Genomic DNA, 25,631 nt, shown 5'->3' with positions numbered 1-25,631 from the left:
TCAGCGCTTGGCGATCGCGTCCACAACGGCCGCAAGGGCCGGTGCGATCTTCGCGGCGTCGGTTCCTCCGCCTTGCGCGACGTCGTCCTTGCCGCCGCCGCCACCGCCGAGGATTCCCGCAGCCACGCGGACGAGGGCGCCTGCCTTGACGCCCGCTTCTCGCGCGGCCTCGTTGGTGGCCACGATAATGACGGGACGGTCGTTGCTGACACCGGCCACGGCAACAGTGGAAGCGTCGGAGCCGAGCCGGTTCCTCAGGTCCATAGCGAGGCTGCGGAGGTCGTCCGCTCCCCCGACCTGGCCGGCGTCGTGCGCCACTACCATGACGCCGGCGGCATCCCGGGCCGTGGCAACGAGGCTAGCGGCGGCTGCCGTCAGCTGCTCCTTGCGGAGGCGGTCGAGTTCCTTTTCCGTCGCCTTGAGCTTGGCCAGGGTGCTGGAGATCCGGTCAGCCAACTGGCCAGACGGGACCTTGAGCATTTCCGTGAGCTCGGTGACCAAGGCGCGCTCGGCGGCGAGGTGCCGGAAGGCGTCGAGGCCGACGAAGGCTTCCACGCGGCGGTTTCCCGAACCGACGGACTGTTCGCCGAGGAGCGACAGGCTCCCGATGAGGGAGGTGTTGGCCACATGCGTGCCACCACAGAGTTCGCGGGACCATGCGCCGTCGATTTCCACAACGCGGACTTCGCTGCCGTAGTTCTCGCCGAAGAGGGCCATGGCGCCGAGGGCCTTCGCCTCAGCGAGGCCCATGACCTTGGTGTCCACCCGGAAGTTGTTGCGGATGGCGATGTTCGAGACCTCTTCGATCTCGGACTTCGTGGCGGCACTCAGACCTTCGCCCCAGGCGAAGTCGAAGCGCAGGTAGCCGGCCTTGTTGAAGGAACCACGCTGGGTGGCTTCCGGGCCGAGGATCTGGTGCAGAGCCGCGTGCACGATGTGCGTGCCCGTGTGGGCCTGCTCTGCGGCGTGGCGGCGTTCGCGGTCGACGGCGGCGCGCACCAAAGCGTCCGAGGCGATCTCGCCTTCGCGGACGATCGCCTTGTGGACACTCAGGCCCTTCACGGGGCGCTGGACGTCGAGGACCTCGACGACGAAGCCGTCACCGGTGATGAGGCCCTTGTCGGCCGACTGGCCACCGGCCTCGGCGTAGAACGGCGTCTCGTTGAGCACGAGCTCGATTTCGTCGCCCGTGGATGCGTGGGCAACACGCCGGCCGGAGCTGACGATGCCGCGGACACGGGCCTCGCCTTCCAGCTCGGTGTAGCCCGTGAAAACGGTCTCGCCCTCGGCCAGGAGTTCCTGGAAGGCTGAGACATCGGCGTGTCCGCCCTTTTTGGACTTGGCATCCGCCTGGGCACGCTGACGCTGTTCCAGCATGAGGCTGCGGAACTCGGCTTCGTCGACCTTCAGGCCGGCTTCCTCGGCCATTTCGAGGGTGAGATCGATCGGGAACCCGTAGGTGTCGTGCAGGGCGAAGGCATCTTCGCCGGACAGCGGCTTGCCGGCCGCCTTGGAGAGCACCACGGCTTCTTCCAGGCGCGCGGTGCCGGAGGCGATGGTGCGCAGGAAGGCTTTTTCTTCTGCATAGGCGATGCGGCTGATGCGGTCGAAGTCGGTTTCCACGACGGGGTAAACGCCCTTCATGGCGTCGCGGGAGGCCGGGAGCAATTGCGGAAGGCAAGCTTCTTCGACTCCGAGGAGGCGCATGGCGCGGACGGCACGGCGGATGAGCCGACGCAGGACGTAGCCGCGGCCTTCGTTGGACGGGGACACGCCGTCGGAAATCAGCATGAGTGCAGAACGGATGTGGTCCGCAACGACGCGCATCCGGACGTCGTCCGTGTGGTGCGGGTCTTCTGCGGACTCGGCAGAGGTGTACTCCTTGCCGGACAGGGCTGCGGCTTTGTCGATGACGGGACGGACCTGGTCCGTTTCGTACATGTTTTCGACACCCTGCAGGATCATCGCGAGGCGCTCCATGCCGAGGCCGGTGTCGATGTTCTTCTTGGGCAGCTCGCCGGCGATGTCGAAGTCCACCTTCGAGCGGACGTTCTCGATCTGGTACTGCATGAACACGAGGTTCCAGATTTCGACATAGCGGTTTTCGTCCGCGATGGGACCGCCTTCGGCGCCATAGGCCGGGCCGCGGTCGTAGTAGATTTCCGAGCACGGGCCGGCAGGACCCGGCTGCCCGGTGGACCAGTAGTTGTCCGCCTTCCCCATCCTCTGGATCCGCGAAGCCGGAATGCCCGTGTTCTTGAGCCACAGATCCTGGGCGTCGTCGTCTTCCTCGTAGACGGTCACCCAGAGGCGCTCAACGTCCAGTCCATAGCCGCCGTCGTCGACGCTCTTGGTCAGCAGTTCGAAAGCGAACTTGATGGCGTCTTCCTTGAAGTAGTCCCCGAAGGAGAAGTTTCCGCACATCTGGAAGAACGTCCCGTGGCGGGCGGTCTTGCCCACTTCCTCGATGTCGCCGGTGCGGATGCACTTCTGGACGCTCGTGGCGCGGTCGAAGGGCGGTTCCTCGCGGGCGGTGAGGTAAGGAATGAACGGAACCATGCCGGCCACAGTGAAGAGCAGGGAAGGGTCGCTGGATACGAGCGACGCTGAGGGGACGGCGGTATGGCCCTTGCTGACAAAAAAGTCCACCCAGCGTTTGGTGATCTCCTGCGACTTCATTAGCTGATTACTTACCCTTCTCAATTCACTGCACATGAGTTTGTGCGCGGTTCTGGCATATGCCATTGCCGCAGCTTCTAATTCTGCCTTGTTGGGGCCGCTTGGGCGAACCGCGGCAAGTTGTACCGCGGCTGCTTACGGCTAACGGCTGCCGGCGTCGGACTCTGAGATGCCGAGCGCTGCCCTGAGGTCGACTTCGCGTTCATTCATTCCGGCGCGCACGGCGTCGGCGAAGTCGTACACGCCGTCGGCCAGTCGCGCTACCGCGCGGTTCAGGCCCTCGGGGCCGATAGCGGCCTGCGCTTGGGTGATCTTGCGGAAGGCGATGACTCCGATTGCCACGCCGATCCCCATCCAGACAATTCTTTTCACAGTTTTCCTGACATACGAAGGTCGTGACTTACGAACGGATTCAGCGGCTGCGGCGGCCACTGCTCGGCTTGCGGCGGGCGGCAAATGCCGAGCGCACTCCATAGCTGAACGCTGCCACCTTGATGAGCGGCGAACCGACTGTCGCGGCCACCAGCGAGGACAAAGCAGAGATGTTGGCGGAGGCGTCGGAAACGTTTGAGGTGATGCCGTCAACCTTTTTGAGCTGCTGGTTTGTGGTGGAGACCGTCGCCGTGACCTCGTCCATCAGGGGCGTTGCTCCGTCGCTCAAGGAGCGGATGGAGGTGCGGACTTCATCGAAGACCCTCCCGAGTTTGAGGATCGGCACAGCCAACAGCACTACAAGGAGCGCGAAAACTCCGGCTGCGATCAGGCCTGCAATATCGCCACCAGTCATGGACACTCATCTCCTAGCATTTGTTGCGTTGCCATTGGCGTGGGCTGTGGTTCTACACAGCCACCCTTGGCGTGGCTTCCCCAAGTACCTTACATACAAAGAAGCCCGCGGCGCGTGCCACGGGCTTCTTTGTATGTGCTTGCTGGAAATTAGCGAGCGTAGAATTCGACCACGAGCTGCTCTTCGCAGGTCACGGGGACCTCGGAGCGCTTCGGACGACGAACCAGGCGTGCCTGCAGGGCGTCGATCTTGACGTCCAGGTAAGCCGGAACGACGTTCAGAACGTGTGCGCCGGCAGCTGCAACCTGGAACGGAGCCATGACTTCGCTGCGGCTGTGAACGTGGATGAGCTGGCCTTCTGCAACGCGGAACGACGGGCGGTCCACGCGGATACCGTCAACGAGGATGTGGCGGTGCACAACCAGCTGGCGGGCCTGGGCGATGGTGCGGGCGAAGCCGGCACGCAGCACGAGGGCGTCGAGACGCATTTCGAGCAGTTCGATCAGGTTTTCACCGGTCAGGCCCTTGGTGCGCCGTGCTTCTTCGAAGGCACGGGTCATCTGGGCTTCGCGGATGCCGTACTGGGCGCGCAGACGCTGCTTTTCGCGCAGACGTACAGCGTAGTCAGAGTCCTGCTTCTTGCGGGCACGTCCATGCTCACCGGGGCCGTACGGACGGCGCTCCATGTACTTGGCGGCCTTGGGAGTCAGAGCGATGCCGAGTGCACGCGAAAGGCGTGCGGTACGGCGAGCACGAGTGTTGTTAGCCACTTGTGTCCTTCCAATATCTGCGGTGTGTCAGTGTTACTGGCCTCCATGAGGGAGAGCATCGGCCAACCGCTGCCTTTTGCTACGGGGCGCAGGGCACAGCATCAAAACCTGGGTTTTGATGGATTGTGCGCCAGGCCTTGCCAGACAAACATCTAGCCTACCATGACGCCTACTCGCCCCGGATGATCCTGCGCAGCCGCTCGAGCCTGGGAGCAATATCCCGTTCAGCGCCGTTCGCCGTCGGCTCGTAGTAGTCCCTGCCGACCAGATCATCAGGAGCATACTGCTGGGTGGCCACGCCATGCGGGGCATCGTGGGCGTACTTGTAGCCCTGGCCGTGGCCGAGGCCCTTCGCTCCTTGGTAGTGCGCGTCCCTCAAATGCGCGGGAATCCCGGCCCCCATCCCGGCACGCACATCGGCGATGGCCTTGTTGATGCCCAGGTAGGCGGCATTGGATTTGGGCGCCGTCGCCAGATGCACCACGGCTTCGGCGAGGATGATCCGGCCCTCGGGCATGCCGATCAACTGCACTGCCTGGGCCGCGGCGACGGCGGTCTGCAGCGCCGTCGGATCTGCCATGCCGATGTCCTCCGCAGCCGAAATGACAATCCGGCGGGCCACGAAGCGCGGGTCTTCTCCGGCTTCGAGCATGCGGGCCAGGTAGTGCAGGGCCGCGTCGACGTCGGAGCCGCGGATCGACTTGATGAACGCACTCGCGACGTCGTAGTGCTGGTCGCCCGCGCGGTCGTATCGGACAGCGGCCGCGTCCAGGGCCCGTTCCGTATGGCGGAGCTCGACGACGACCGGGTCTTCGGGGGGCCCGTCGCCCGCGAGCCCGGGCTCTTCGGAGGCGTCGCCGTCGTCGTTGTTCCGGTCTCCGTAGGCGACGCCGGCAGCGGCCTCGAGCGCAGTGAGCGCGCGGCGGGCGTCTCCCCCGGACAAGCGGACCAAATGCTCAAGCGCTTCCGGGGTGAGCTCCACTCCCCCTGCCAAACCGCGGGCATCGGCAACCGCCCGTTGGAGAAGCCCCTCGATGTCGCTGTCCGTGAGCGGTTTCAGGGTGAGCAGCAGTGACCGGGAAAGCAGCGGGGAGACCACCGAGAACGAAGGGTTTTCGGTGGTAGCTGCGACCAGGACCACCCAGCCCTTCTCGACCCCGGGAAGCAGGGCGTCCTGTTGGGCTTTGTTGAAGCGGTGGATCTCGTCCAGGAACAGCACTGTTGTGGTCCGGTACAGATCCCGGGCAGTCAAGGCGTTTTCCATGACCAAACGGACGTCTTTGACGCCCGCGGTAATGGCCGACAATTCAACGAACTTCCGGCCCGGTCCACGGGCGATGACGTGCGCCAGTGTGGTCTTGCCCGTGCCCGGGGGTCCCCACAAGATGACCGAGCTCGGGCCGGCAGGACCGGCGGCGTCGGCCCCTGCGGCAAGCTGCCGCAAAGGAGACCCTTGGCCCAGCAAATGCTGCTGGCCCACAACCTCGTCGAGGGTCCGGGGCCTCATTCGGACAGCCAAAGGGCTCCGCGGCGACGCTGGACGTCCCGTGCCTTGACGTCCACTACCGGAACGGTCCGAATCCGACGCTTGGCTGTCGGCGTCGTCGTCATCCGCGTCGGCACCAAAGAGATCTTCCACATGGATAGGCTACTCATGATTCCAGTTAAGGAGACATCGACGTGGAGACCCGGCCTTCCGGCCCCAATGAAAAGCAGCGTACCGCCTTCATATCTGGTGGGCGGCTGCCCGGCTGGGTGGACCGCTTCGCTGCGAGCCATGGTGCCGTTCAGGAGGAGCCCGACGACGGGGGTACCCTCCTGCGTGCGGCTGACGGCGCGACGGCACTACTGAGAGCCCCATGGCCCGTCGATGGAAGGCCCGGCAGGGGCTTTACCACGGTTGAGCGCTTGGCGTCGCTCGCTTCGCAGGAACGGCGGCTCGGAATCGTCCTGGTCCGCCGGGGCGGCTACGCGGTGGGGGTCGTGAGCGGCGGCAAAGTGTCCGCGTCCAAATCGGGTTCCCGCTACGTGCAGTCCCGCTCAGCGGCAGGTGGATCTTCCCAGCAGCGCTTTGCCCGTCGTCGCGAGAACCAGGCCAACGCGCTGACGGAAGCTGTGGCGGGATATGCCGCCGGTGTGTTCGCCGGACACAGTATTGAATATCTCGTTCTGGGCGGCGACGCCGCGCTGTCCGCGGCGGTCCTGGAAGAAAAAGCGTTGAAGGCGTACGCGTCGCGGACAAGGCTCGCGTTCCTCGCAGTTGGCGACCCCAACGCAACCGTGCTCCGCAGGGCTGCGGCAGATGCCTGTGCCGTGCGGATCGAGGTCACGGATCCGCTGTAGCGCGCGGCGCCAATATTAAACTGATGCTCCTATAGCTGTCAATGGTCGTTGAGCCAGCTTTCGTAGCGTTGGTGGAAGTGGTCGTCACGGGTGAGTCCGCGTTCGAGTCTGGATAGTGCGGTGGGCCAGACGCGGAGGTCATCGGCGGCGGCCTGGAGCGTGATGTTCTTGGTTTTGCGCAGGGCGCGGAGTGCTGCAGCGTCCGGTGCCGGTTGCGGGTGTAGGAGCTGGTCGTAGAGTTCGCGTGCGACGTAGCGTTTGAGGCAGCGCATGATTTCCTTGGTGCTCTTGCCTTCTGCCCGGCGCCGGGCGACATAGGTTCTCGTGCGAGTGTCACTCATCATTCGGACGAGAACGACATGGTGGATCGCCTTGTTCGCTTGCCGGTCGCCGCCGCGGCTGAGCCGGTGCCGTATGGTCTTACCGGAGGATGCGGGGATCGGTGCGACGCCGACGAGGGCTGCGAATTGCGCTTCGGTGCAGATCCTTTCGGGGTTGTCGCCCACGGTGACCAGCAGCTGGCTTGCCACGTCGGTGCCGACCCCGTGCAGGTCGCGGAGCAAGGGCGCGTGAGTGGTGATGATCGCGTCGAGTTCAGCATCGATCAACGCTATTTCCTGGTGCAACGCGCGGTACCGGGTAGCGAGGCGTTTGAGCGCGGTAGCGGTAGCGTTCAGGGGTTCTGAGATGGTCCCTGCCGGACGGGTCTTTTCCAGTGCGGACATCTGCGCTGTTCTGGTCAGGCCCCGGTATTTGGCGCGGAGCGGCTCCGGAGCGGAGACAAGGAAGCTCTGGATCTGGTTCATGACCGCAACCCGTGCCCGCATCGCCGTGGATCTCTCAGACCGCAGGACACGCAGTGACTCCACAGCCCCGTCGCGCGCTTTCGGCGTGGCGGTGCCACGGCCAGCCAACGCGGACTCCGCAGCCTGATAAGCATCCAATGGGTCCGATTTGCCCTTTAGGCGGCGCCCCTGCCGGTTCGGGCGCATGACCTCCAGGACTTGGATGCCCTCACGGCTCAGGACGCGGGAGAGCTCGGCTCCGTAACTGCCGGTGCCCTCCACGCCTACGGCCACGACCGGACCGAAGCCGATGATGAACTCCACAATCTTCCGGTAACCGGAACCCACGGCCAGGAACTCCCTGTCTGCCAGATGTTGTCCGGTTTCGCTGATGACGGCGACGTGATGGGTATCGGCATGCGTATCGATCCCGGCGATGACTTTCGGATGCTGTTTTGCCATGATGAAACTGCCCTGACCTTCCGTTGCGTGCGATGGAACACGAGGGGGGCGTGGCGGCCGGGTGGGCAGACAAGACAGTAACGGGATTCTTTGAGCAGGCTCCTATGAGGTCATGTCCACCTGGGCCGCCGCGCATACTGCAGCCTGTGTCGCGGCGGACAGATCAAAATCAAGACAAACCCCAAAGGGCGTCAGTCGGAGGCAGAGCCACACCGCAACACAAGCCAATTCCATCATTACTGTCGGTGCCTCCTGCGATGGCAGCAGCGGCCCTGGAAGCGCACTTCCTGGACCCCCACGACCCCGGCGACACGCGGCCGCGCCCCTAGCAGCCTGACAACGCCCGCTGCGGCCGTGCCTGCCGGTACAGGTACCTGCCGCGCTCCGTGAAGCCGGCGCCCTCGTACAGGGCCTGGGCGCCGGTATTCGAGGCCATCACCAGTAGCCAGAACTCCGCCACGCCTCGGCGACTGCCAGCCGTAAGAAGGGCATCCAGCACCCGCTGGCCGAAGCCACGGCGACGGTGTCCGGCCGCGGTTGCCATGCAGTAGACGCCGCCCTTGCCGTCCACCAGGGCGAGGCGTCCGACGGCGGCCGGGGCGCCGTCGTCGTCCCTCACGAGGGCGTAGACCGAGGGGCAAGACACGAGGATCTTGCGCGCAATCTCCAGCTCGGCGTCTCCGCCGCGCCCGTCCACCGACCACCAGAGCCGGAGCCACTCTTCGGAAGGCTCTTCGGAGATCTCGACGTCGTTCGACCAGCCATCGCGCGGGGCATAGGGATGGATGCCGCCCGGGCGGACCATGATGAGGGTCTCGGACTGCCGGGTGAATCGCTGCGCATCGAGCACCGCGTTGAGGCCCGCGCTCCGTTCGTCGTCGAAAGCCTGGAAGATCAGCGGCAGGCGCCGGGAGCGATACCACTGCGTGGCGGCTCGTACTGCCGACTCGTGGTCACTGGCCTGTTCCCTGGGCCAGACCGAGTTCGCGCGCTGCGTGACACCTCCGGCGGCCCGCATGACCCATCCACCGGTGTCCTCACGGTCGGGCGCCGGCCAGGCCCGGTCCATCAGCTCCTCGATCGATGCCAGGCTCATTTCCTGTGCCACCCGTCCTCCTCGAATTCAGTCGCCGACATGCTACACCGGAGGCCCCCGCAATTTGCGAGGGCCTCCGGGTTACTTCTAGGGCTTCCAGCTACTCCGACTTGGCCGCCGCTGCCTGCGCCTTGGCTTCAGGCTTGAAGTCGACTCCGGCTTCCTTGCGCTGCTGCGCCGTGATGGGCGCAGGAGCAGCGGTCAGGGGGTCGTAGCCGCCGCCGGACTTCGGGAAAGCGATGACGTCGCGGATCGAGTCCACGCCGGCCAGCAAGGCCACAACGCGGTCCCAGCCGAAGGCCATGCCGCCGTGGGGAGGTGCGCCGTACTTGAATCCCTCAAGGAGGAAGCCGAACTTGGTCTGCGCGTCTTCCTTGTCCAGGCCCATAAGCTCGAAAACGCGCTCCTGGACATCGGCCTCGTGGATACGGATGGATCCGCCGCCGATTTCGTTGCCGTTGCAGACGATGTCATAGGCGTAGGACAGGGCCGATTCCGGGTCCTTGTCAAAGGAGTCCAGGAATTCGGGCTTCGGGGAGGTGAAGGCGTGGTGAAGGGCAGTCCACTGTCCGCCACCCACCGCGACGTCACCGGAGGCGACTGCTGCGGCTGCGGGTTCGAACATCGGTGCGTCCACGATCCAGACGAATGCCCAGTCCTTCGGGTTGATCAGGCCGGTGCGGTGGCCGATCTCCACGCGGGCGGCGCCCAGCAGGGCGCGCGACGGGGACTTCTCGCCGGCGGCGAAGAAGATGCAGTCGCCGGGCTTTGCGCCCACCGCGTCGGCCAGGCCGGCACGTTCGGTGTCGGTGAGGTTCTTGGCAACGGGGCCCGTGAGCTCGCCGTCCTCCTTGAACAGCACGTAGGCAAGACCCTTGGCACCACGCTGCTTGGCCCACTCCTGCCAGGCATCCAGCGCGCGGCGCGCCTGCGACGCTCCGCCGGGCATGACGACGGCGCCGACGTAGGGCGCCTTGAAGACACCGAAGTTCGTGTCCTTGAAGAACTCCGTCAATTCGGTGAGTTCCAAGCCGAAGCGCAGGTCCGGTTTGTCGGAGCCATACTTGGCCATGGCCTCGTGGTACGTCATGCGGCGGATCGGCGTCGGGATCTCGACGCCGATCAGCTGCCACAGTGCCTTGACGATGCTTTCGCCGAGCTCAATGACGTCGTCCTGGTCAACGAAGCTGGCTTCGATGTCGAGCTGGGTGAATTCCGGCTGGCGGTCCGCACGGAAGTCCTCGTCGCGGTAGCAACGGGCGATCTGGTAGTACTTTTCGAAACCGCCCACCTGGAGCAGCTGCTTGAAAAGCTGCGGCGACTGCGGAAGCGCGTACCAGGAACCCGGGGCCAGACGCGCCGGAACAACGAAGTCACGGGCGCCTTCCGGCGTCGAGCGCGTCAGCGTGGGAGTTTCGATCTCCACGTAGCCCTGCTGGTGAAGCAGTTCGCGGGCCACGCGGTTGGCTTCGGAACGCAGGCGCAGGTTCCGGGCGGGGCCGGGACGGCGCAGGTCAAGGTAGCGGTGCTTGAGGCGTGCTTCCTCACCGACCTCCACGTGCTCGTCGATCTGGAACGGCAGGGGGTCCGAGGTGTTGAGGATCACGACTTTCTCGGCGATGACCTCGATCTCGCCCGTGGCGAGGTGCGGGTTCTCGTTGCCCTCGGGACGCTTGCTCACGGTGCCCACGATCTGCAGAACGTATTCGTTGCGCAGGCCGTGGAAGACCTCTTCCTCGCGGACAACCACCTGGGCGACACCGGACGCGTCACGCAGATCAACGAAGGCCACGCCACCGTGATCTCGGCGGCGGCCTACCCAGCCTGCCAGGGTGACGGTCTGTCCAATGTGCTCGGAACGCAAGGATCCGAGGTCATGTGTGCGCAGCACAGCATTCCTTTCAACATGATTTTCAGCGGATCATGGCTAAACGATCCCGTTCGAGTTTACCCGCATGAATGAATCGTGGCCGCCACGAGGCGCCGGTCCGGGCCTAGCGCGTGGTGATGCGCACGTGGAGATCCTCGGGCGACGGCTCCCAGCTCGCCGGATCCGCGTCGACTTGCTCTCCGGTGCGGATGTCCTTCACCTGGTGCTTGCCGTCGTCGTCCGTGAACCAGACGAAAGGAATGCCGCGCCGGTCGGCGAACTTGATCTGCTTGCCGAACTTCTCGGCCTTCGCCGCAACCTCGGTTGCGATCCCCCGTCCGCGCAGCTGGGCCGCGACGTCCTGGGCCGCGGACCAGCTGTCGTCGTTGTTGAGCGCCACAAGCACCGCCGTGGGCACCGAGCGCGAGGCCGTCGCGAACTCCTGGCTCAGGATGCGGGAGACGAGCCGGGTCACGCCGATCGAGAGGCCGACGCCGGGGAACTTGCGGTTGCCCTTGCTGGCGAGGGCGTCGTAGCGGCCTCCGGAGCAAATGGAACCGAGCTGCTCGTGCCCCACCAGGACGGTTTCGACGACGGTGCCGGTGTAGTAGTCGAGGCCGCGGGCGATGCTGAGGTCGGCAACGACCTTGCCAGGTGCGCGCTGAACGGCAGCCTCAATGACTTGTTCGAGCTCACTGAGGCCCTCTTCAAGAAGATCGTCCGAGACACCGAGGGCGCGGACTTGCGCCACGAAGGACGTGTCCTCGGTGCGGATGCCGGCGAGCTTCAAGGCAAGTGCCGCCTGCTCATCCGTGGCGCCAAGCTCGGTCCTGAGCAATTCGGCGACTTTCGCCTCGCCGATCTTCTCTAGCTTGTCGATGCTGCGAAGCACGCCGGCAGTGTCCGTGAGGCCGATGCCGCGGTAGAAGCCCTCGGCCAACTTTCGGTTGTTGATCCGCAGGCGGAAATCCGGGATGGGAAGAGCACTCAGTGCTTCGGCAATGACGAGGGCGATCTCGACGTCGTAGCGGAAAGGCAGCTCGCCGTCGCCCACGACGTCGATGTCCGCCTGCGTGAACTCGCGGGCGCGGCCTTCCTGCGGACGCTCCCCCCGCCACACCTTCTGGATCTGATAGCGGCGGAATGGGAACGCGAGGTAGCCGGCGTTTTCGACGACATAGCGGGCAAACGGCACCGTCAGGTCGAAGTGGAGGGCCAGTGCGTTGGGATCCGCTTTGTCCGACTTTCCGCCCTCGCCGGCGGCGGCGTCCTCGTCTTCCTGCAGGCGGCTCAGGCCGTATACCTCTTTGTCGATCTCGCCCTTGCGGAGAAGTTGGCCGACTGTCTCAACGGCGCGGGTTTCGATCGAAGAGAAGCCATGGAGTTCGAACGTCCTGCGCAACGTGTCCAGGACATGCAGTTCCACCAACCGCTCCTGGGGAAGCCACTCGGGGAATCCGGACAGGGAGGCGGTACGGGCCATGGTGGAAAATTCTCCTCAATGATTGCGCGGGCCGGACCTGGCACCACGAACCACGGGCCGATTCGGCTCAGGTTAGGCGGGCGTCCAGCCAGTCATGCATAAACTATGTGCGGCAGCCAGTTTATGCTTTCGGCGCCTGCACATCTAATGCGGGCACTCCGGTTTGGCTTGCCTGCGATTGAAGCTTGTCCAGACAACCAGGAGGACCCTTGTCTACAAGGCCGCGGGACAACCGTGAAGCCAAACGGCGCATCAGGCAGATGGAGGCCAAGCGCGAGCTTCGGCGTGCACAGGGCAAGCGCCGGCGCCGGGACAATGTGATCGCCGTCGGCGTGGGCGCCGCCGCCCTGATTACCGCCGTCGTGCTGCAACTCACGGTGTTCAACTCGAACCCGAGCGAATCGGAGTTCGCAGCGGCGCAGGCCGGGCTGAGTTCGCCGTCCGCCTCTGCGAACCCATCCGCTTCCGCCGCAGCAACAGGCTCGAATAGTGCCGGCATTCCCAACGCCTCCACAGCCGCAGGTAAGACTTTCACCGGCCAGCTCAGCCTCAACGGAGGGGCAGTGGGCGTCGAACTGAACGGCACAACGGCACCCCAGGCCGCGGCCGTGTTCAAATCCCTCACTGATGCGAGCTATTACAGCGGGCTCAAGTGCCCTCGATTGACCACGGCTGACAACTTCGCGGTGCTGCAGTGCGGGGCCAAGGGGACGGACACCACCGACGACCCCAACTTCCATTGGGGACCTCTCGAGAACACCCCCGCCAACAACACGTACCCGGCCGGAACCATCGCCGTCGCCAGGACGGGCAGCAACGCCTACGGGAACGGGCACCAATTCTTCATCGTCTACAAGGACACGGTCATTCCCCCGGATTCTGCTGGCGGGTACACGATCGTCGGCAAGGTGACGAGCGGCATGGATATCGTGACGAAGATCGCCCAGGCAGGTATTAATCCGGGTAGCAGCGCCACCGACGGCGCCCCTGTGGCACCTGTCACGATAGACTCGTTTTCTCTGAAGTAACTAGCCCGGGCCATGGTCCGCGGCGCATTACCTTAGTAATCCCTCCAAGCGAAAGACTTTTAGCGGTGACAGACAGTCAGAAATCCGACGAAACTGCAGTAGTGGCCAACGACGAAGAAACCCAGGCACCCGTAGCCGAGCAAACCGGCGTCGAGTCAGCTGCCCCGGCAGAGCCCGTAGCTGCCCCGGTAGCCGACGAGGCAGAGCCTGCTGCCCCGGCAGAACCCGCAGCTGCTCCGGTAGAGCCTGCTGCCAAGCCTGCTTCTCCGGCGCCACGACCGGCCCCCTCGCACGCGCCTTCTCCCGCCGCATTTGCTGCTCGCCCGAAAGCTTCAGCCAATGTGATTCCGGCGGCGCCGGCAGCCCAGCCTACGGCGGTGTCCCTGGCGGAAGCCGCCAAGTGGGGGCGCGCCGAGGGTGACGGCCACGTCTTCCTGACCATTGATGGCGAAGAGCAGCCGGTGGGACAGTACCCCGGAGTAAGCACCGACGAGGCGCTTGCGTACTTCGCCCGGAAGTACGACGACGTGGTTGCGCAGATCGTTTTGATGGAACACCGCGTCGAGTCCAAGGCCCCGGCCACGGACATGCAGAAGACGGTCGAGCACCTGCGCGAGCAGCTGGCCGAGCGCAACATGGTGGGAGACATCCGCACTGCGGAAGGCCGCCTGGATGCCCTCGCCGGACAGATTTCCGAACTCGAAAAGTCCGAAAAGGCAGCGCACGACGCCGCACGCTCCGCCGAACTCGCGGCACGCGAGGCGATCGTTGCCGAAGCAGAATCCATCGCGTCCCAGGATCCGTCCCAGGTCCAATGGAAGACGTCCAGTGCCCGCATGAACGAACTCTTCGAGAGCTGGAAAACAGCCCAGAAGAACGGCATCCGGCTTGGAAGAAGCAACGAGGACGCATTGTGGAAGCGGTTCCGCTCGGCCCGCACCGTTTTTGACCGCCACCGCCGCGCCTACTTCTCCCAATTGGACAGCACGAACTCGGCCGCCAAAGTCGCCAAGGAACAGCTGATCGTCGAGGCCGAAGCACTCTCGAGTTCCACGGACTGGGGTTTCGCGGCCGGCGAGTACCGCCGGCTTATGGACCAGTGGAAGGCTACGCCCCGCGCCAGCCGCAAGGACGACGACGCCCTCTGGCTCCGGTTCCGTGCCGCACAGGATGTCTTCTTCAGCAACCGCCAGGCTGCCAATGACGAGATCGACCAGCAGTACACAGCAAACCTTTCCGTCAAGGAAGAACTCGTTGTCGAGGCCCAGGCCCTGCTGCCGATCACGGACCTCAATGCTGCCAAGAAGGCCCTGCAGTCCATCCGCGACCGCTGGGAAGAAGCCGGAAAGGTTCCCCGCGCCGACATGGGCAGGATCGAAGCCGGCCTGCGCAAGGTTGAGGATGCCGTCCGCGAGGCCGAAGAGGATAAGTGGCGCCGGAGCAACCCGGAGACCAAGGCCCGCACCAACAGCGCACTGTCGCAGCTGGAGGCGGCCATCGCCGGCCTGAGGGAAGACCTGGAGAAGGCGGAAAAGGCCGGAGACCAGCGCCGCATCAAGAATGCACGTGAGGCCCTCGAGGCCCGCGAGGCTTGGCTTGACCAGATCCAGCGCTCGGCCAGCGATCTCGCCTAGCATTATGGACTGACAGTATTTGCCTGAGCTGACAGGCCCCGTCCCGGTTATCCACATAACCGGGACGGGGCCTGTTCCCGTTGCGGCTGCCACGCGATGATTGCTGAATGGCCCCAGGACTCCCGCCCCCGCAACAACAGGACTTCCTTTCCCAGGAGCTGTACGCGCCTAGCCCGATGTTCACGTGGGCTGAGCTTCAATCGATGGCCGCGGACGGGGTGCTCACCCCGCTGTACGAGAAGAGCTTCACTCCCCGGGGGCTGGATGTCACGCCGAGACTCCGCGCCCGCGCCGCCGCCCTGGTTGTTCCGGATCCTATTCGCAGGAAGGTCATTGCGGGCCGGATGACGGCCGCATGGATCTACGGTTGCGCGGATGCCCCCGAGAGGCTTTCGCTCCTAGTGGACGCCAAACACCGTATATCGAGCCTGCGCTCGGCCCGCGGCTGCATTCTGCACGAAGTCCGCTTGGGCCAACTGGACGTGGTCAGCATCGGCGGGCTGCTCGTGACGAGTCCCCTGCGGACGGCCGTGGATGTGGCCCTCCACGTCGAAGCCAGCAGGGCCGTGCCCGCGCTGCGAATGATGCTCTCCCAGGCCGAGTTGGGTGTGCGGTTGCGGCTCTTGACCCTCGCGGTGGAGGCTTGCGCGAGGGTGCCCCACAAGAAGGCAGCTCTGCGCAAGCTCGCCGCCCTGGCTCCGACCGCCGACGCGCGGCCGGCCGGAGTATTCCCACCGGAGGCCGCCGCCTGAGTTGCTACGGCTCAGCTCCTCCTGCGATTGCCCGTGGTCCTGTAGACATCGAAGACGCCGTCGATCCTGCGCACGGCACTGAGCACGTGGTGCAGGTACTTCGGATCGCCCATTTCGAAAGCGAAGCGGGAGATGGCCACCCGATCGCTGGACGTGTGCACGGAAGCAGCCAGGATGTTGACGTGGTTTTCCGACAGCACTCGAGTGACGTCCGAGAGCAACGACTTCCGGTCCAGTGCTTCCACCTGGATCTCAACCAGGAAGACGCTCGACTGGGTCGGTGCCCATTCAACCTCGACGATGCGATCGGGCTGGTCCCGGAGATCCGAGACATTGGTACAGTCCGTGCGGTGTACCGACACGCCCGAGCCCCGTGTCACGAACCCGAGGATCGGATCGGGCGGTACAGGCGTGCAGCAACGGGCCAGCTTGACCCAGACGTCGCCTACGCCGCGCACTATGACGCCGGAGTCCGAGTAGCGGGTCTTCTGGAGTTGCGAAGGAATACTGACTTCGTCCAGGTCCTCGTCGGGCGTTTCATGACCGCCAAGGTGCTCCATGAGCTTTTCCATGACGGACTGAGCCGAAGTATGACCATCGCCCACACCTGCATACAAGCCGGAAATGTCGACGTAGTGGAATTCCTCCGCCACCGTGGACAGGGCGTCATGTGTCATGAGCCGTTGCAGGGGCAGGTTCTGCTTACGCATGGCCCGTGTCAGCTGGTCCTTGCCGCGCTCGATGGCCTCTTCGCGGCGTTCCTTGCTGAACCACTGCCGGATTTTGTTACGGGCCCGGGCGCTCTTGACGAAATGCTGCCAGTCCTGGCTCGGTCCAGCGCCCTCGGCCTTTGAGGTGAAAATCTCCACCCAGTCGCCGTGGTTGAGCTCGCTGTTGAGCGGAACCAGCTTGCCGTTGACCCGCGCACCGATAGTCCGGTGACCCACTTCAGTGTGCACGGCGTAAGCGAAGTCCACCGGCGTCGATCCTGCGGGGAGGGCCATGACCTCGCCCTTGGGGGTGAAGACGAACACTTCGCGGGCATTGATCTCAAACCGCAGCGAGTCCAGGAATTCGCCCGGATCCGACGTTTCCTGCTGCCAGTCGACCAAGGAACGCAACCATCCCATGTCGCCGTCCTTGGGACTCCCCGGGCCTACAGCGGTGCGGTTTGGCTGGTCCTTGTACTTCCAGTGCGCAGCCACACCATACTCGGCCCGGCGGTGCATTTCATGCGTGCGGATCTGGATCTCGACGGGCTTGCCCCCGGGCCCGATGACCGTGGTGTGCAAGGACTGGTACATGTTGAACTTCGGCATGGCGATGTAGTCCTTGAACCGGCCCGGCAGGGGGTTCCAGCGCGAATGCAAGGTGCCAAGAGCTGCGTAACAGTCACGGACTGAGTCCACGAGGACGCGCACGCCCATGAGGTCGTTGATGTCGTCGAAGTCCTTGTCCCGGACGATCATCTTCTGGTAGATCGAGTAGTAATGCTTGGGGCGTCCCGTGATGGTGGCCTTGATGCGGGCGACGCGCAGGTCTTCGGCAATCTGGTTGCGGATGACGCTCAGGCTCTTCTCGCGCTCCGGAGTGCGGTCCCCCACCATCCGGACGATCTCTTCATACACCTTCGGGTACAAGGCCGCGAAGGAGAGATCCTCGAGTTCCCATTTGATGGTGTTCATACCGAGGCGGTGGGCCAGCGGTGCAAAGATCTCAAGTGTTTCGCGCGCTTTGCGTGCGGATGATTCGGCGGAAACAAAACGCCACGTACGGGCATTGTGCAGCCGGTCCGCGAGCTTGATCATCAGCACCCGGATGTCCTTGGCCATGGCCACAACCATCTTGCGGACAGTCTCGGACTGTGCGGCCTCACCGAATTGGACCTTGTCCAGTTTGGTGACGCCGTCCACGAGCATCGCCACCTCCGGGCCGAAATCGCGCGTCAGGTCAGCGAGGGTGTAGGGAGTGTCCTCCACGGTGTCGTGCAGGAGTGCGGCGGCCAGGGTTGTGCCGGTGAGCCCCAATTCAGCCAGGATCGTGGCCACTGCCACAGGGTGGGTGATGTAAGGATCGCCGCTCTTCCGCTTCTGCCCCTGATGGCTTCGCTCGGCTACCGTGAAGGCCCGTTGGATGAGATCCAGGTCTTCCTTGGGGTTGTTTGCCCTGACTGTCCGCAGGAGCGGTTCGAGGATGGGCGAATAGGTGCTCGTGCCGCGTCCGGTCAATTTCGCCAGCCTGGAGCGTGTCCGCTCGCGGCGTCCGGGGAACGTCGGGCGCACGCCCGGACTGTCCACGGGCACACCATCCACTGTGCTTCCCGTGGCTGCAGTTGCGGTGCCGGGGACGCGGCTCAGGCCGTCCTCTCCGCCCGCCGGCGGCGCCGACGTCGTACGTTCCTCCACAAAAGCACCTCTCACGACTGACTTAATTCTCCCAGTCTATTCCCGCTGGTGACCTCTCCAAGAACCGGTACCCAGATGACGGAGCCGGGAACGAAAAGGGCCGGTCACCGCATCTCAGCGGTGACCGGCCCTTCAACGGGAAAACAGGCTAAACGGTGGCGGCTTCCGAGTTCGCACTGGCGGCTGCCGCACGCCGACTAGCTACCTTCTTGGCCTGCTTCTGGAGCTCGGGTTCGCTCTGGCGCAGCAAGGCGTAGAGCGGGGCCGCGATGAAGATCGTGGCCGCGGTACCGATCAGGATGCCGACGAACAACGCGAGGGACAGGTCCCGGAGCGTGCCGGCGCCCAGCAGTCCGGCACCGATGAAGAGAATCGCGGCGACGGGCAAGACTGCCACCATCATGGTGTTGATGGAGCGCACCAAGGTTTGGTTGACGGCAAGGTTGACCTCTTCGGCGAAAGTGCGCCGGCTGGAGGTGTTGATGTCCGAGGTGTTTTCACGGATCTTGTCGAAAACCACCACGGTGTCGTACAGGGAGTAGCTGAGAACCGTCAGGAAGCCGATGATGGCCGACGGTGTCACCTCGAAGTCGCTCAAGGAGTAGACACCGGCCGTGGTGAACATCGTGACGAGCATGCCGGCAAGGGCAGAAACCGACATCTTCCAGGTACGGAAGTACAAAGCCATCAAAAGAGCCGCCAGGCCCACGAACACCGCAAGGCCGATCAGGGCCTGCTTCGTGACATCCTGCCCCCAGGTGGGGCCGATGAAGGTCGAGGTGACCTGGTTTTCGGTGACGCCGTAGGCCTTTGCAAGATCCGTTTTGATCTTGATGGTCTGGTCATCGCTGAGTTTGTCGGTCTGGATACGCATGGTGCTGCCGGCGACGTTGGCGACGCGCGGAACGGCACCGGAAACGACGTCGTGAACTGCCTTTTCGCCCACCGCGGAATCGGTGGTCTTCACGTTGGACACCGTGAACTCGGAACCGCCCCTGAAGTCGATTCCAAGGTTGTAGCCGCCTTTGACCACCGGCAGGAGGATGGAGATCGCGACCGCCACTGCGGCGATGATGAACCAGATCTTCTTGCTGGATACGAAGTTGTAAGAGCGCTTGCCCGTGTAGAGCTCGTTGCCGAACTTTGCGAAGCTCGTGGTCATTACTTCTCCTCCTTGGTGCCGTTGGAAGAACCAGCCAGCAGGGCTTGCTTCTCGGCAAGCCGGCGTTCGGCGATGGTCATGCGGCGCTCGGCTTCAGCGGCAGCACCGGTGTTGCGCGCGCGCACGACGGCGGGCTTCTCCGTCGGCGTGCGGAGCCTGCCGGCACCGCGGTACAGCGGCACGGCGCCCAGGCGCTCAGGGTCGAGGCCCGAAAAGCGGTGACCTTCCCCGAAGAACTTGGTCCGGGACAGCACCTGGAGCGTGGGGTGCGTGAACATGAACACGACCAGGAGGTCGGCCAACGCGGTGAGGCCAAGGGTGAAGGCGAAGCCCCGGACGTTTCCAACAGCGACGAAGTACAGCACCAAAGCAGCAAGCAGGTTGACGGCCTTGGATGCAAGGACCGTGCGCTTGGCGCGCTTCCAACCATTTGCGACGGCGGACACGAGGCCCTTGCCCTCACGAAGTTCGTCGCGGATGCGCTCGAAGTAAACGATGAAGGAGTCGGCTGTTTGACCAATGGCCACGATGAGACCGGCCACGCCGGCCAGGGACAGCCGGTAGTTTTCAGTCCAGCCAAGGATCGCGATGGCGAGGTAAGTGAGTCCACCCGCCACCACGAGGGAGAGGATGGTGACGAAGCCCAGGGCCCGGTACTGGAAGAGGGAATAGACCACGACGAGCAGAAGACCGATCACACCGGCCATCAGGCCCAGACGAAGCTGCTCGCCACCGAGGGTCGCGGAAATCTGTTCCTCGGACTGGATATCGAAGCTGATCGGCAAAGCGCCGTAGCGGAGCTGGTCCGACAAGGCCCGCGCGGAGGCTTGCGTGAAGTTACCGGTGATCTGAGGCTTGCCATCGGTGATGACGGCGAGGGCACGGGGAGCGGAAATGACCTGGTCATCCAGGACGATGGCGAATTGGGCCTTGGGGTCGTTGCCGCCCTGTGCCTGCGATGCCACGTAGAACTGGTTGAGTCTCTGGGTAACGTCCTTGAAGGTCTTGGTGGCGTTGGCATCGAACGTGATCGTCACGCCCCACGCATTGGTAACCGAGCCTTGTGCGCCCTGGACGGGGTCGAAGGAGGACGAAACGATGTCCTGGCCCTTTACCTCGACCGGGCCAAGGATGTACTTGACGGCAGGAGTCTTGGCCGTTGCCGGCTCGCAGGTCACCAGCGGCTTGGCCGGATCCGACCGCGGCTGCTTGTCCTGGGCCGGATTGACGCAATCCAGGGCTTCGAAGGCCTTGTAGACGTCCGCTGTCACCCAGTTGTTGTCGCTGGCGTTGGCCGGCGCAGCCGTGGGCTTCGGCAGGCTCGCATCAGGCGTTCGCGATGCCACCGGAACGGCGGCAGGGTCTCCGGCGGTGATCACCGGGCGGAAGTTCATGTCTGCAGATGCCTGGATCAGGGCGCGGGTTTCCGAACTTGGCGTACCCGGAAGGCTCACCACGACGTTGCGGCCGGACTGCGTGGTGATTTCCGCTTCGGCGACACCGGAGCTGTCAACGCGTTGGCGGATAATCGCGACGGCCTGGTTCAACTGTTCTTCGTTGATGCCCGTGGACCCTTCGACCTTGGGCGCCAGAATCATTTGCGTGCCGCCCTCGAGGTCAAGCGCGAGCTTCGGGGCCCAGCTGGCGTGACCTGTGATGACGCCGCCACCGAGGACTGCTGTCAGTACAGCGAATATTGCGACAAGCCAGATCAGCACCCTGCGGGCTGCATTTTTGTGGCCGGTTCGTGCCATGTTCGATCTTCCTGTTGATGACGGAACAGCCGCCGACGTGCACTTGTGAGCGCAGGCCGGCGGCGATTCATTGCCGTAGAACTATTCCCGCTTGTAGAGCGGGTACGGGCTAGTTGTCCTTCTTGCCCTCGTCGTTGAGGCGCTTGAGCGTTTCGTCGGGGGTCTCCGCGGATGCCGATGCATCGGCGTCCGTCAGCGACGAAGCGTCGTCCGGAACGTCAACTGCGGCCTCCTCGACGGGCTCAACGATCTTGGTCACGGCCTGGCGGTGCACGGTGGCGAGGTTGCCCGGAGACAGTTCAAGGACAACCTTGTTCTCAGCGTCGTCCATCGAGACGATTCGGCCGAACAGTCCGAAACTGGTCATGACGTCAACGCCGGGGGCAAACTGGGACTGCAGCTTGGCCTGCTGTTGCTGCGTCTTCTTGTTGCGGCGGAACATCATGAAGATGAAGACGCCGAGCATGGCGAACAGCAGGATTGTCATTGGATCCACAGGGAAGTTCCGTTCTTTACTTACGTTTTTGGTTTCACGGCCATGTCTGCCCGGTGGATCCGGCAGCCGTGGAGCTTTCGCCCACCTGGCCGCACAATGCTCCGACGGGCGGGCACAGAACCAAGGACTCGAACGTGCCGAGTGTCATACCAGTCTAGAGGGTTAAGCTGAATGGATCGTGCTATCGGCCGGTGTCGATGCTTTCCGGCCCGTTTTCGCTGTCTTCGAATAACGCCAGCGGGTCCTGCCCGAACACTCCTGGCGGAACCGCATAACCAAGGTGGGTCCAGGCGGACGCCATGGCGATCCTGCCGCGCGGCGTCCGTCCCAGAAGGCCTTCGCGCACCAGGTACGGCTCAGCGACCGTCTCGACGGTCTCGGGTTCCTCCCCGACGGCGATCGCGAGAGTGGAGAGCCCCACGGGGCCACCGTTGAACTTGAGGATCAGCGCCTCCAATACGGCACGGTCCAGGCGATCCAAGCCACGCTCGTCCACCTCATACATGTCCAGCGCAGCGGAGGCGGCACGAGCATCGATCTGCTCGATGCCGTGGACCAGTGCCCAGTCCCGGACACGGCGCAGCAGCCGGTTGGCGATACGCGGAGTTCCACGGGAACGGCCCGCGATCTCGCTGAAACCGGCCGAATTGACCTTCAAATCAAGCAATCCGGCTGAGCGACGCAGAACCAATTCAAGCTCCGCTACGGAATAGAACTCCAAGTGCCCGGTGAAACCAAAGCGGTCACGCAGCGGACCTGGCAAGAGCCCGGCCCGCGTGGTGGCGCCCACGAGGGTGAATGGCGGCAGTTCAAGCGGAATGGCAGTGGCGCCCGCGCCCTTGCCCACCACGATGTCCACGCGGAAGTCTTCCATCGCCATGTACAGCATTTCCTCGGCGGGCCGGGACATCCGGTGGATTTCGTCGAGGAAGAGCACTTCGCCCTCCGAAAGCGAGGAGAGGATCGCCGCGAGGTCTCCGGCGTGCTGGATGGCCGGCCCGCTGCTGATGCGCAAGGGAGCGTTCATCTCGGCGGCGATGATCATGGAGAGCGTGGTCTTCCCCAGCCCCGGAGGGCCCGAAAGCAGGACGTGGTCCGCGCTGCGGCCACGCATCCTTGAGGCCTCCAGCACGAGCGAGAGTTGCTTGCGGACGCGGTGCTGGCCTACGAAGTCGTGGAGGTTCTTCGGGCGCAGTGCGGCCTCTATGATGCGCTCTTCGGGTTCCTCTCCCCCGGTAACGAGGGACGGCTCAGCCACGGCTGCCAACCCGGTTTCCAGCGCGGGCGCCATCCTGCCCCAGCCAGCGAAGGGTTGCACGCAGGATCTGGGCCACGTTGCCGGCGTCGGCAAGTTCCGGGGAATCGGCCATTGCCTTGTCGATGCTGCCGGCGGCGTCCCTCTCCGACCAGCCGAGGCTCGTCATTGCGGCCACCACCTGCGGCTTCCAGACCGACTCGGCGGCGACGGCGGGTGCGGCCCCCGGAGCGGTGCCGTGGGGAACGAGTTTTCCTGCAAGCTCCAGGACGATCCTGCCGGCCACCTTCGGCCCGATGCCGGGGACCTTGGTGAATGACTTTGCGTCACCGGAATGGGCGGCCACCCGGATCGCTTCGGGCTCATGGACGGCCAGCACCGCGAGGGCCAGTCGGGGCCCCACCCCGCTCACGCTGAGAAGGACATCGAAAACTTCGCGCTCGTCATCGTTCGAGAATCCAAAGAGCGTCAGGGAGTCCTCCCGGACGATCAACGAAGTGAACAGCTTCGCTTCCTCGCCGACATGCAGGTGGCTGAGGGTTTGCGGCGTGGCGTAGACGCTCATACCGGCACCGTTGAGATCGATGACGGCCGTGGAGAGGCTGACGTGCGCCACGGTTCCGCGGAGAAAACTGATCAAGACCCGGCTCCTGAAGTACTGCCCGGTGCATGCTGCGCCGCGGGCTATCCGAACATATCTACGAATACCCTAGCAAGGGCCACCGACATTTACCGGCCGCGGCGCGCTTTCGCTTCGGCTTCAGCCCAGGCCCGCTGGGCGGGTGTCAACGCACTGCTCCCTGGTCCTGTCGTAGCAACCGCGGCACCGCTGCCGGCCCGCCACGCGTGCGTGACGGCGAGGGCCAACGCGTCCGCTGCGTCGGCCGGGCGCGGTGGGGCGTCCAATCGCAGGATCTTGGTAATGAGTTTTGTCACCGCTTCTTTGTTGGAGGTGCCGCTACCCGTCACGGCAGCTTTGACCTCCGACGGCGTGTGGAGCGCCACCGGGATGCCGCGCCGCGCAGCGGCCGCGATGACCACGCCGGACGCCTGGGCGACGCCCATGACGGTACTGACGTTCAGTTGGGAGAAGACCCGTTCGACCGCGAGAACGTCGGGCTTATACAGGTCCAGCCACTCGTCGATGGCCTTGGCGATGACCAGCAATCGCTGGTCCAATGATTGTTCCGGCGAGGTTCCCACGACGCAGACAGCCACCATGGTGGCGCGCCGGTTCCGTTCGACGTCGACCACTCCGATCCCGCAACGGGTGAGGCCCGGATCGACTCCCAATACGCGAAGAGTCAAGTCCGGGCCTCCCTGTTTGATATGAAGCTGTGTTGCAAGTGGGCGCTACTCGGCTTCGAGCGCAGCCTGGACTTCCTCGCTCATGTCCGCGTTGGTGTACACGTTCTGGACGTCGTCGAGATCCTCAAGAGCGTCGACGAGCTTCATGAACTTCTTGGCACCGTCGAGGTCCAGCGGCACCTGCATGGACGGGACGAACTCGGCTTCGTCCGTCTCGTATTCGATGCCGGCTTCCTTGAGGGCTTCGCGGATGGCCTGGAGATCGGTGGGCTCCGAGTGGATTTCCCAGTTCTCGCCGTTGTCCTTGACTTCCTCGGCGCCGGCGTCGAGCACGGCCATCAGGATGTCGTCTTCACTGAGTCCGTTCTTGGGCAGGTTGACGACGCCTTTGCGGGTGAAGAGGTAACTCACGGAGCCGGGGTCGGCAATGGTGCCGCCATTGCGCGAGATTGCAAGCCGGACCTCCGAGGCGGCACGGTTCTTGTTGTCCGTGAGGCACTCGATCAGAAGGGCCGAACCCTGCGGGCCGCGGGCTTCGTACATGATCTCCGTGTAGTCGACCACTTCGCCGGTCAGGCCGGCGCCGCGCTTGATGGCGCGGTCGATGTTGTCAGCGGGGACCGATGTCTTTTTGGCTTTGGTGACAGCCAGTTCCAGGCTCGGGTTGCCGGCAAGGTCCGGTCCGCCCATGCGGGCCGCGACTTCGATGTTCTTGATCAGTTTGGCGAACGACTTGGCCCGGCGGCTATCGAGGATGGCCTTCTTGTGCTTGGTCGTCGCCCATTTGGAGTGGCCTGACATGCTTTAAACTTCCCCTCTGATCATTCGAATAAACAATTCATGCACGCGCTTCTCCCCAGTCACTTCCGGGTGGAAGGAGGTGGCCAGCAACCGACCTGAGCGCACTGCAACAATTCTAGCCAACCCGTGCAAAGTGTCCGTGTGGGTGGCTTTTCCCGGTTCCACCTGGGCAAGGATTTCGACGCCGGGACCGACGCGCTCCACCCACGGTCCGCGAATGAAGACGGCGTGGACGGGGTCGACGCCGGATTCGCCGGCGCTGAACTCAAGACCTTTGAAGTCGAGGTCCGTTTCGAAAGACTCGCGCTGCCTGCCGAAGGCGTTGCGACGGACCGTGATGTCCAATCCACCGAAAGTCTGCTGCGGATTCCCAGCGAGGTCCGTGGCGGGATCGGCGATGTCGTCCGCCAGCAGGATCATGCCGGCGCAGGATCCATATACCGGCAGCCCGGACGCAATCTGCTTGCGGATGGGGTCGGCAAGTTCAAAGATGCGCGCCAGCTTGTCTATAGTGGTCGACTCGCCGCCGGGAATGATGAGGCCGTCAATGTCATCAAGTTCCGCCGGACGCCGGATGCCGACGCCGGTGGCACCGGCCGCTTCGACGGCGTGGATGTGCTCACGAAAATCGCCTTGTAGTGCGAGGACGCCGATGCGCAGGCCCGAGCCCACGCTTGATGACGCCTCGGAAGGGGGATTGGTCATTCGACCATCATAATGCGCTGCCACCGCCAGGCTCGCCCGGGAACCCGGTGGCAGGC

Annotated in this window: 23 protein-coding genes; 4 read left to right on the top strand and 19 right to left on the bottom strand. The window is 64.2% G+C overall.

All coding sequences use genetic code 11. The annotated features are described in order from the left end of the window. The 6 genes from alaS to LFT47_RS21520 all read right to left on the bottom strand — a co-directional run bounded on the left by alaS (position 1) and on the right by LFT47_RS21520 (position 5,892). Entirely contained in the window at positions 1 to 2,679 is a 2,679-nt protein-coding gene (gene alaS / locus LFT47_RS11150) for an alanine--tRNA ligase (RefSeq protein ID WP_236810710.1), read from the bottom strand. Positions 2,680 to 2,820: 141 nt separating this feature from the next. Then, positions 2,821 to 3,033 (bottom strand): hypothetical protein, encoded by a 213-nt coding sequence (locus LFT47_RS11145; protein WP_236818527.1) that lies wholly within the window; start codon positions 3,031 to 3,033, stop codon positions 2,821 to 2,823. Positions 3,034 to 3,091: 58 nt separating this feature from the next. Then, the gene (locus LFT47_RS11140; protein ID WP_236810709.1) at positions 3,092 to 3,466 is read right to left on the bottom strand and encodes a DUF948 domain-containing protein; all 375 of its coding nucleotides are present in this window, start codon (positions 3,464 to 3,466) and stop codon (positions 3,092 to 3,094) included. Between the two features lie 149 nt (positions 3,467 to 3,615). Beyond that, entirely contained in the window at positions 3,616 to 4,236 is a 621-nt protein-coding gene (gene rpsD, locus LFT47_RS11135) for a 30S ribosomal protein S4 (protein WP_028267147.1), read from the bottom strand. A gap of 169 nt (positions 4,237 to 4,405) precedes the next feature. Next, the gene (locus tag LFT47_RS11130) at positions 4,406 to 5,743 is read right to left on the bottom strand and encodes a replication-associated recombination protein A (RefSeq protein ID WP_442863387.1); all 1,338 of its coding nucleotides are present in this window, start codon (positions 5,741 to 5,743) and stop codon (positions 4,406 to 4,408) included. Next, the gene (locus LFT47_RS21520; RefSeq protein ID WP_442863386.1) at positions 5,740 to 5,892 is read right to left on the bottom strand and encodes a hypothetical protein; all 153 of its coding nucleotides are present in this window, start codon (positions 5,890 to 5,892) and stop codon (positions 5,740 to 5,742) included. The genes LFT47_RS11130 and LFT47_RS21520 overlap by 4 nt, the downstream gene beginning before the upstream one ends. 24 nt (positions 5,893 to 5,916) lie before the next feature. Between LFT47_RS21520 and LFT47_RS11125 the strand changes: the two genes are divergently transcribed. Further along, positions 5,917 to 6,579, top strand: coding sequence for an acVLRF1 family peptidyl-tRNA hydrolase (locus tag LFT47_RS11125; RefSeq protein WP_236810704.1), 663 nt, complete (start codon positions 5,917 to 5,919; stop codon positions 6,577 to 6,579). A 38-nt stretch (positions 6,580 to 6,617) separates the two neighbouring features. Here LFT47_RS11125 and LFT47_RS11120 read toward each other — a convergent pair whose 3' ends face one another. From LFT47_RS11120 to hisS, 4 genes are all read right to left on the bottom strand, one after another. Further along, positions 6,618 to 7,826, bottom strand: coding sequence for an IS110 family transposase (locus tag LFT47_RS11120; RefSeq protein WP_236810701.1), 1,209 nt, complete (start codon positions 7,824 to 7,826; stop codon positions 6,618 to 6,620). Positions 7,827 to 8,151: 325 nt separating this feature from the next. Then, positions 8,152 to 8,922, bottom strand: a complete 771-nt coding sequence (locus LFT47_RS11115) for a GNAT family N-acetyltransferase (RefSeq protein WP_236818525.1) — start codon at positions 8,920 to 8,922, stop codon at positions 8,152 to 8,154. A gap of 100 nt (positions 8,923 to 9,022) precedes the next feature. Beyond that, entirely contained in the window at positions 9,023 to 10,813 is a 1,791-nt protein-coding gene (aspS, locus tag LFT47_RS11110; RefSeq protein ID WP_236810699.1) for an aspartate--tRNA ligase, read from the bottom strand. Positions 10,814 to 10,916: 103 nt separating this feature from the next. Continuing rightward, positions 10,917 to 12,275, bottom strand: coding sequence for a histidine--tRNA ligase (gene hisS, locus LFT47_RS11105; protein ID WP_236810698.1), 1,359 nt, complete (start codon positions 12,273 to 12,275; stop codon positions 10,917 to 10,919). A 260-nt stretch (positions 12,276 to 12,535) separates the two neighbouring features. Between hisS and LFT47_RS11100 the strand changes: the two genes are divergently transcribed. The 3 genes from LFT47_RS11100 to LFT47_RS11090 all read left to right on the top strand — a co-directional run bounded on the left by LFT47_RS11100 (position 12,536) and on the right by LFT47_RS11090 (position 15,689). Then, a complete protein-coding gene (locus LFT47_RS11100; protein ID WP_442863468.1) occupies positions 12,536 to 13,303 on the top strand; it encodes a peptidylprolyl isomerase in 768 nt (255 codons plus the stop codon). A gap of 65 nt (positions 13,304 to 13,368) precedes the next feature. Further along, positions 13,369 to 14,937 carry a DUF349 domain-containing protein gene (locus tag LFT47_RS11095; protein ID WP_236810696.1) on the top strand — a complete coding sequence of 523 codons (1,569 nt, stop codon included), beginning with the start codon at positions 13,369 to 13,371 and terminating at the stop codon, positions 14,935 to 14,937. Positions 14,938 to 15,044: 107 nt separating this feature from the next. Then, the gene (locus LFT47_RS11090; RefSeq protein ID WP_236810695.1) at positions 15,045 to 15,689 is read left to right on the top strand and encodes a type IV toxin-antitoxin system AbiEi family antitoxin; all 645 of its coding nucleotides are present in this window, start codon (positions 15,045 to 15,047) and stop codon (positions 15,687 to 15,689) included. A gap of 11 nt (positions 15,690 to 15,700) precedes the next feature. Here LFT47_RS11090 and LFT47_RS11085 read toward each other — a convergent pair whose 3' ends face one another. The 9 genes from LFT47_RS11085 to pdxT all read right to left on the bottom strand — a co-directional run bounded on the left by LFT47_RS11085 (position 15,701) and on the right by pdxT (position 25,575). After that, on the bottom strand, positions 15,701 to 18,094 hold the full coding sequence (locus tag LFT47_RS11085; protein WP_272909578.1) for a RelA/SpoT family protein: 2,394 nt from the start codon (positions 18,092 to 18,094) through the stop codon (positions 15,701 to 15,703). A 148-nt stretch (positions 18,095 to 18,242) separates the two neighbouring features. After that, positions 18,243 to 19,256 (bottom strand): protein translocase subunit SecF, encoded by a 1,014-nt coding sequence (gene secF, locus LFT47_RS11080; protein ID WP_236810694.1) that lies wholly within the window; start codon positions 19,254 to 19,256, stop codon positions 18,243 to 18,245. Continuing rightward, complete coding sequence (gene secD, locus LFT47_RS11075; protein ID WP_236810693.1) at positions 19,256 to 21,010, bottom strand: protein translocase subunit SecD; 1,755 nt, start codon at positions 21,008 to 21,010, stop codon at positions 19,256 to 19,258. Before secD ends, secF begins: the two co-directional genes overlap by 1 nt. 109 nt (positions 21,011 to 21,119) lie before the next feature. Continuing rightward, complete coding sequence (gene yajC / locus LFT47_RS11070) at positions 21,120 to 21,497, bottom strand: preprotein translocase subunit YajC (RefSeq protein WP_236818523.1); 378 nt, start codon at positions 21,495 to 21,497, stop codon at positions 21,120 to 21,122. 190 nt (positions 21,498 to 21,687) lie between these two features. After that, a complete protein-coding gene (ruvB, locus tag LFT47_RS11065; RefSeq protein WP_236810692.1) occupies positions 21,688 to 22,764 on the bottom strand; it encodes a Holliday junction branch migration DNA helicase RuvB in 1,077 nt (358 codons plus the stop codon). Next, positions 22,757 to 23,401: a Holliday junction branch migration protein RuvA gene (gene ruvA / locus LFT47_RS11060; RefSeq protein WP_236810690.1), complete on the bottom strand. Its 645-nt coding sequence runs from the start codon at positions 23,399 to 23,401 to the stop codon at positions 22,757 to 22,759. Before ruvA ends, ruvB begins: the two co-directional genes overlap by 8 nt. Positions 23,402 to 23,490: 89 nt before the next feature. Further along, positions 23,491 to 24,069: a crossover junction endodeoxyribonuclease RuvC gene (ruvC, locus tag LFT47_RS11055; protein WP_236810689.1), complete on the bottom strand. Its 579-nt coding sequence runs from the start codon at positions 24,067 to 24,069 to the stop codon at positions 23,491 to 23,493. A gap of 45 nt (positions 24,070 to 24,114) precedes the next feature. After that, a complete protein-coding gene (locus LFT47_RS11050) occupies positions 24,115 to 24,870 on the bottom strand; it encodes a YebC/PmpR family DNA-binding transcriptional regulator (RefSeq protein ID WP_234754258.1) in 756 nt (251 codons plus the stop codon). 3 nt (positions 24,871 to 24,873) lie between these two features. Then, on the bottom strand, positions 24,874 to 25,575 hold the full coding sequence (gene pdxT, locus LFT47_RS11045; protein WP_236810687.1) for a pyridoxal 5'-phosphate synthase glutaminase subunit PdxT: 702 nt from the start codon (positions 25,573 to 25,575) through the stop codon (positions 24,874 to 24,876). Between the last annotated feature and the right edge of the window lie 56 nt (positions 25,576 to 25,631).

It is taken from the genome of Arthrobacter sp. FW306-2-2C-D06B (genome assembly GCF_021789175.1).
In the GTDB taxonomy this organism is placed as follows: Bacteria; Actinomycetota; Actinomycetes; order Actinomycetales; family Micrococcaceae; genus Arthrobacter.
The sequence above is the reverse complement of the archived record's forward strand: the minus strand, read 5'-3'. Positions and strand labels throughout refer to the sequence as shown.

What these genes read in the sequence shown, in the direction of transcription:
- LFT47_RS11120 (WP_236810701.1), bottom strand. Translation starts at nt 7,826, where the DNA reads ATGGCAAAACAGCATCCGAAAGTCATCGCCGGGATCGATACGCATGCC.
- LFT47_RS11140 (WP_236810709.1), bottom strand. Translation starts at nt 3,466, where the DNA reads ATGACTGGTGGCGATATTGCAGGCCTGATCGCAGCCGGAGTTTTCGCG.
- pdxT (WP_236810687.1), bottom strand. Translation starts at nt 25,575, where the DNA reads ATGACCAATCCCCCTTCCGAGGCGTCATCAAGCGTGGGCTCGGGCCTG.
- yajC (WP_236818523.1), bottom strand. Translation starts at nt 21,497, where the DNA reads ATGACAATCCTGCTGTTCGCCATGCTCGGCGTCTTCATCTTCATGATG.
- hisS (WP_236810698.1), bottom strand. Translation starts at nt 12,275, where the DNA reads ATGGCCCGTACCGCCTCCCTGTCCGGATTCCCCGAGTGGCTTCCCCAG.
- LFT47_RS21520 (WP_442863386.1), bottom strand. Translation starts at nt 5,892, where the DNA reads ATGAGTAGCCTATCCATGTGGAAGATCTCTTTGGTGCCGACGCGGATG.
- LFT47_RS11090 (WP_236810695.1), top strand. Translation starts at nt 15,045, where the DNA reads ATGGCCCCAGGACTCCCGCCCCCGCAACAACAGGACTTCCTTTCCCAG.
- LFT47_RS11115 (WP_236818525.1), bottom strand. Translation starts at nt 8,922, where the DNA reads ATGAGCCTGGCATCGATCGAGGAGCTGATGGACCGGGCCTGGCCGGCG.
- secF (WP_236810694.1), bottom strand. Translation starts at nt 19,256, where the DNA reads ATGACCACGAGCTTCGCAAAGTTCGGCAACGAGCTCTACACGGGCAAG.
- alaS (WP_236810710.1), bottom strand. Translation starts at nt 2,679, where the DNA reads ATGAAGTCGCAGGAGATCACCAAACGCTGGGTGGACTTTTTTGTCAGC.
- LFT47_RS11145 (WP_236818527.1), bottom strand. Translation starts at nt 3,033, where the DNA reads ATGGGGATCGGCGTGGCAATCGGAGTCATCGCCTTCCGCAAGATCACC.
- LFT47_RS11100 (WP_442863468.1), top strand. Translation starts at nt 12,536, where the DNA reads ATGGAGGCCAAGCGCGAGCTTCGGCGTGCACAGGGCAAGCGCCGGCGC.
- secD (WP_236810693.1), bottom strand. Translation starts at nt 21,010, where the DNA reads ATGGCACGAACCGGCCACAAAAATGCAGCCCGCAGGGTGCTGATCTGG.
- LFT47_RS11130 (WP_442863387.1), bottom strand. Translation starts at nt 5,743, where the DNA reads ATGAGGCCCCGGACCCTCGACGAGGTTGTGGGCCAGCAGCATTTGCTG.
- LFT47_RS11050 (WP_234754258.1), bottom strand. Translation starts at nt 24,870, where the DNA reads ATGTCAGGCCACTCCAAATGGGCGACGACCAAGCACAAGAAGGCCATC.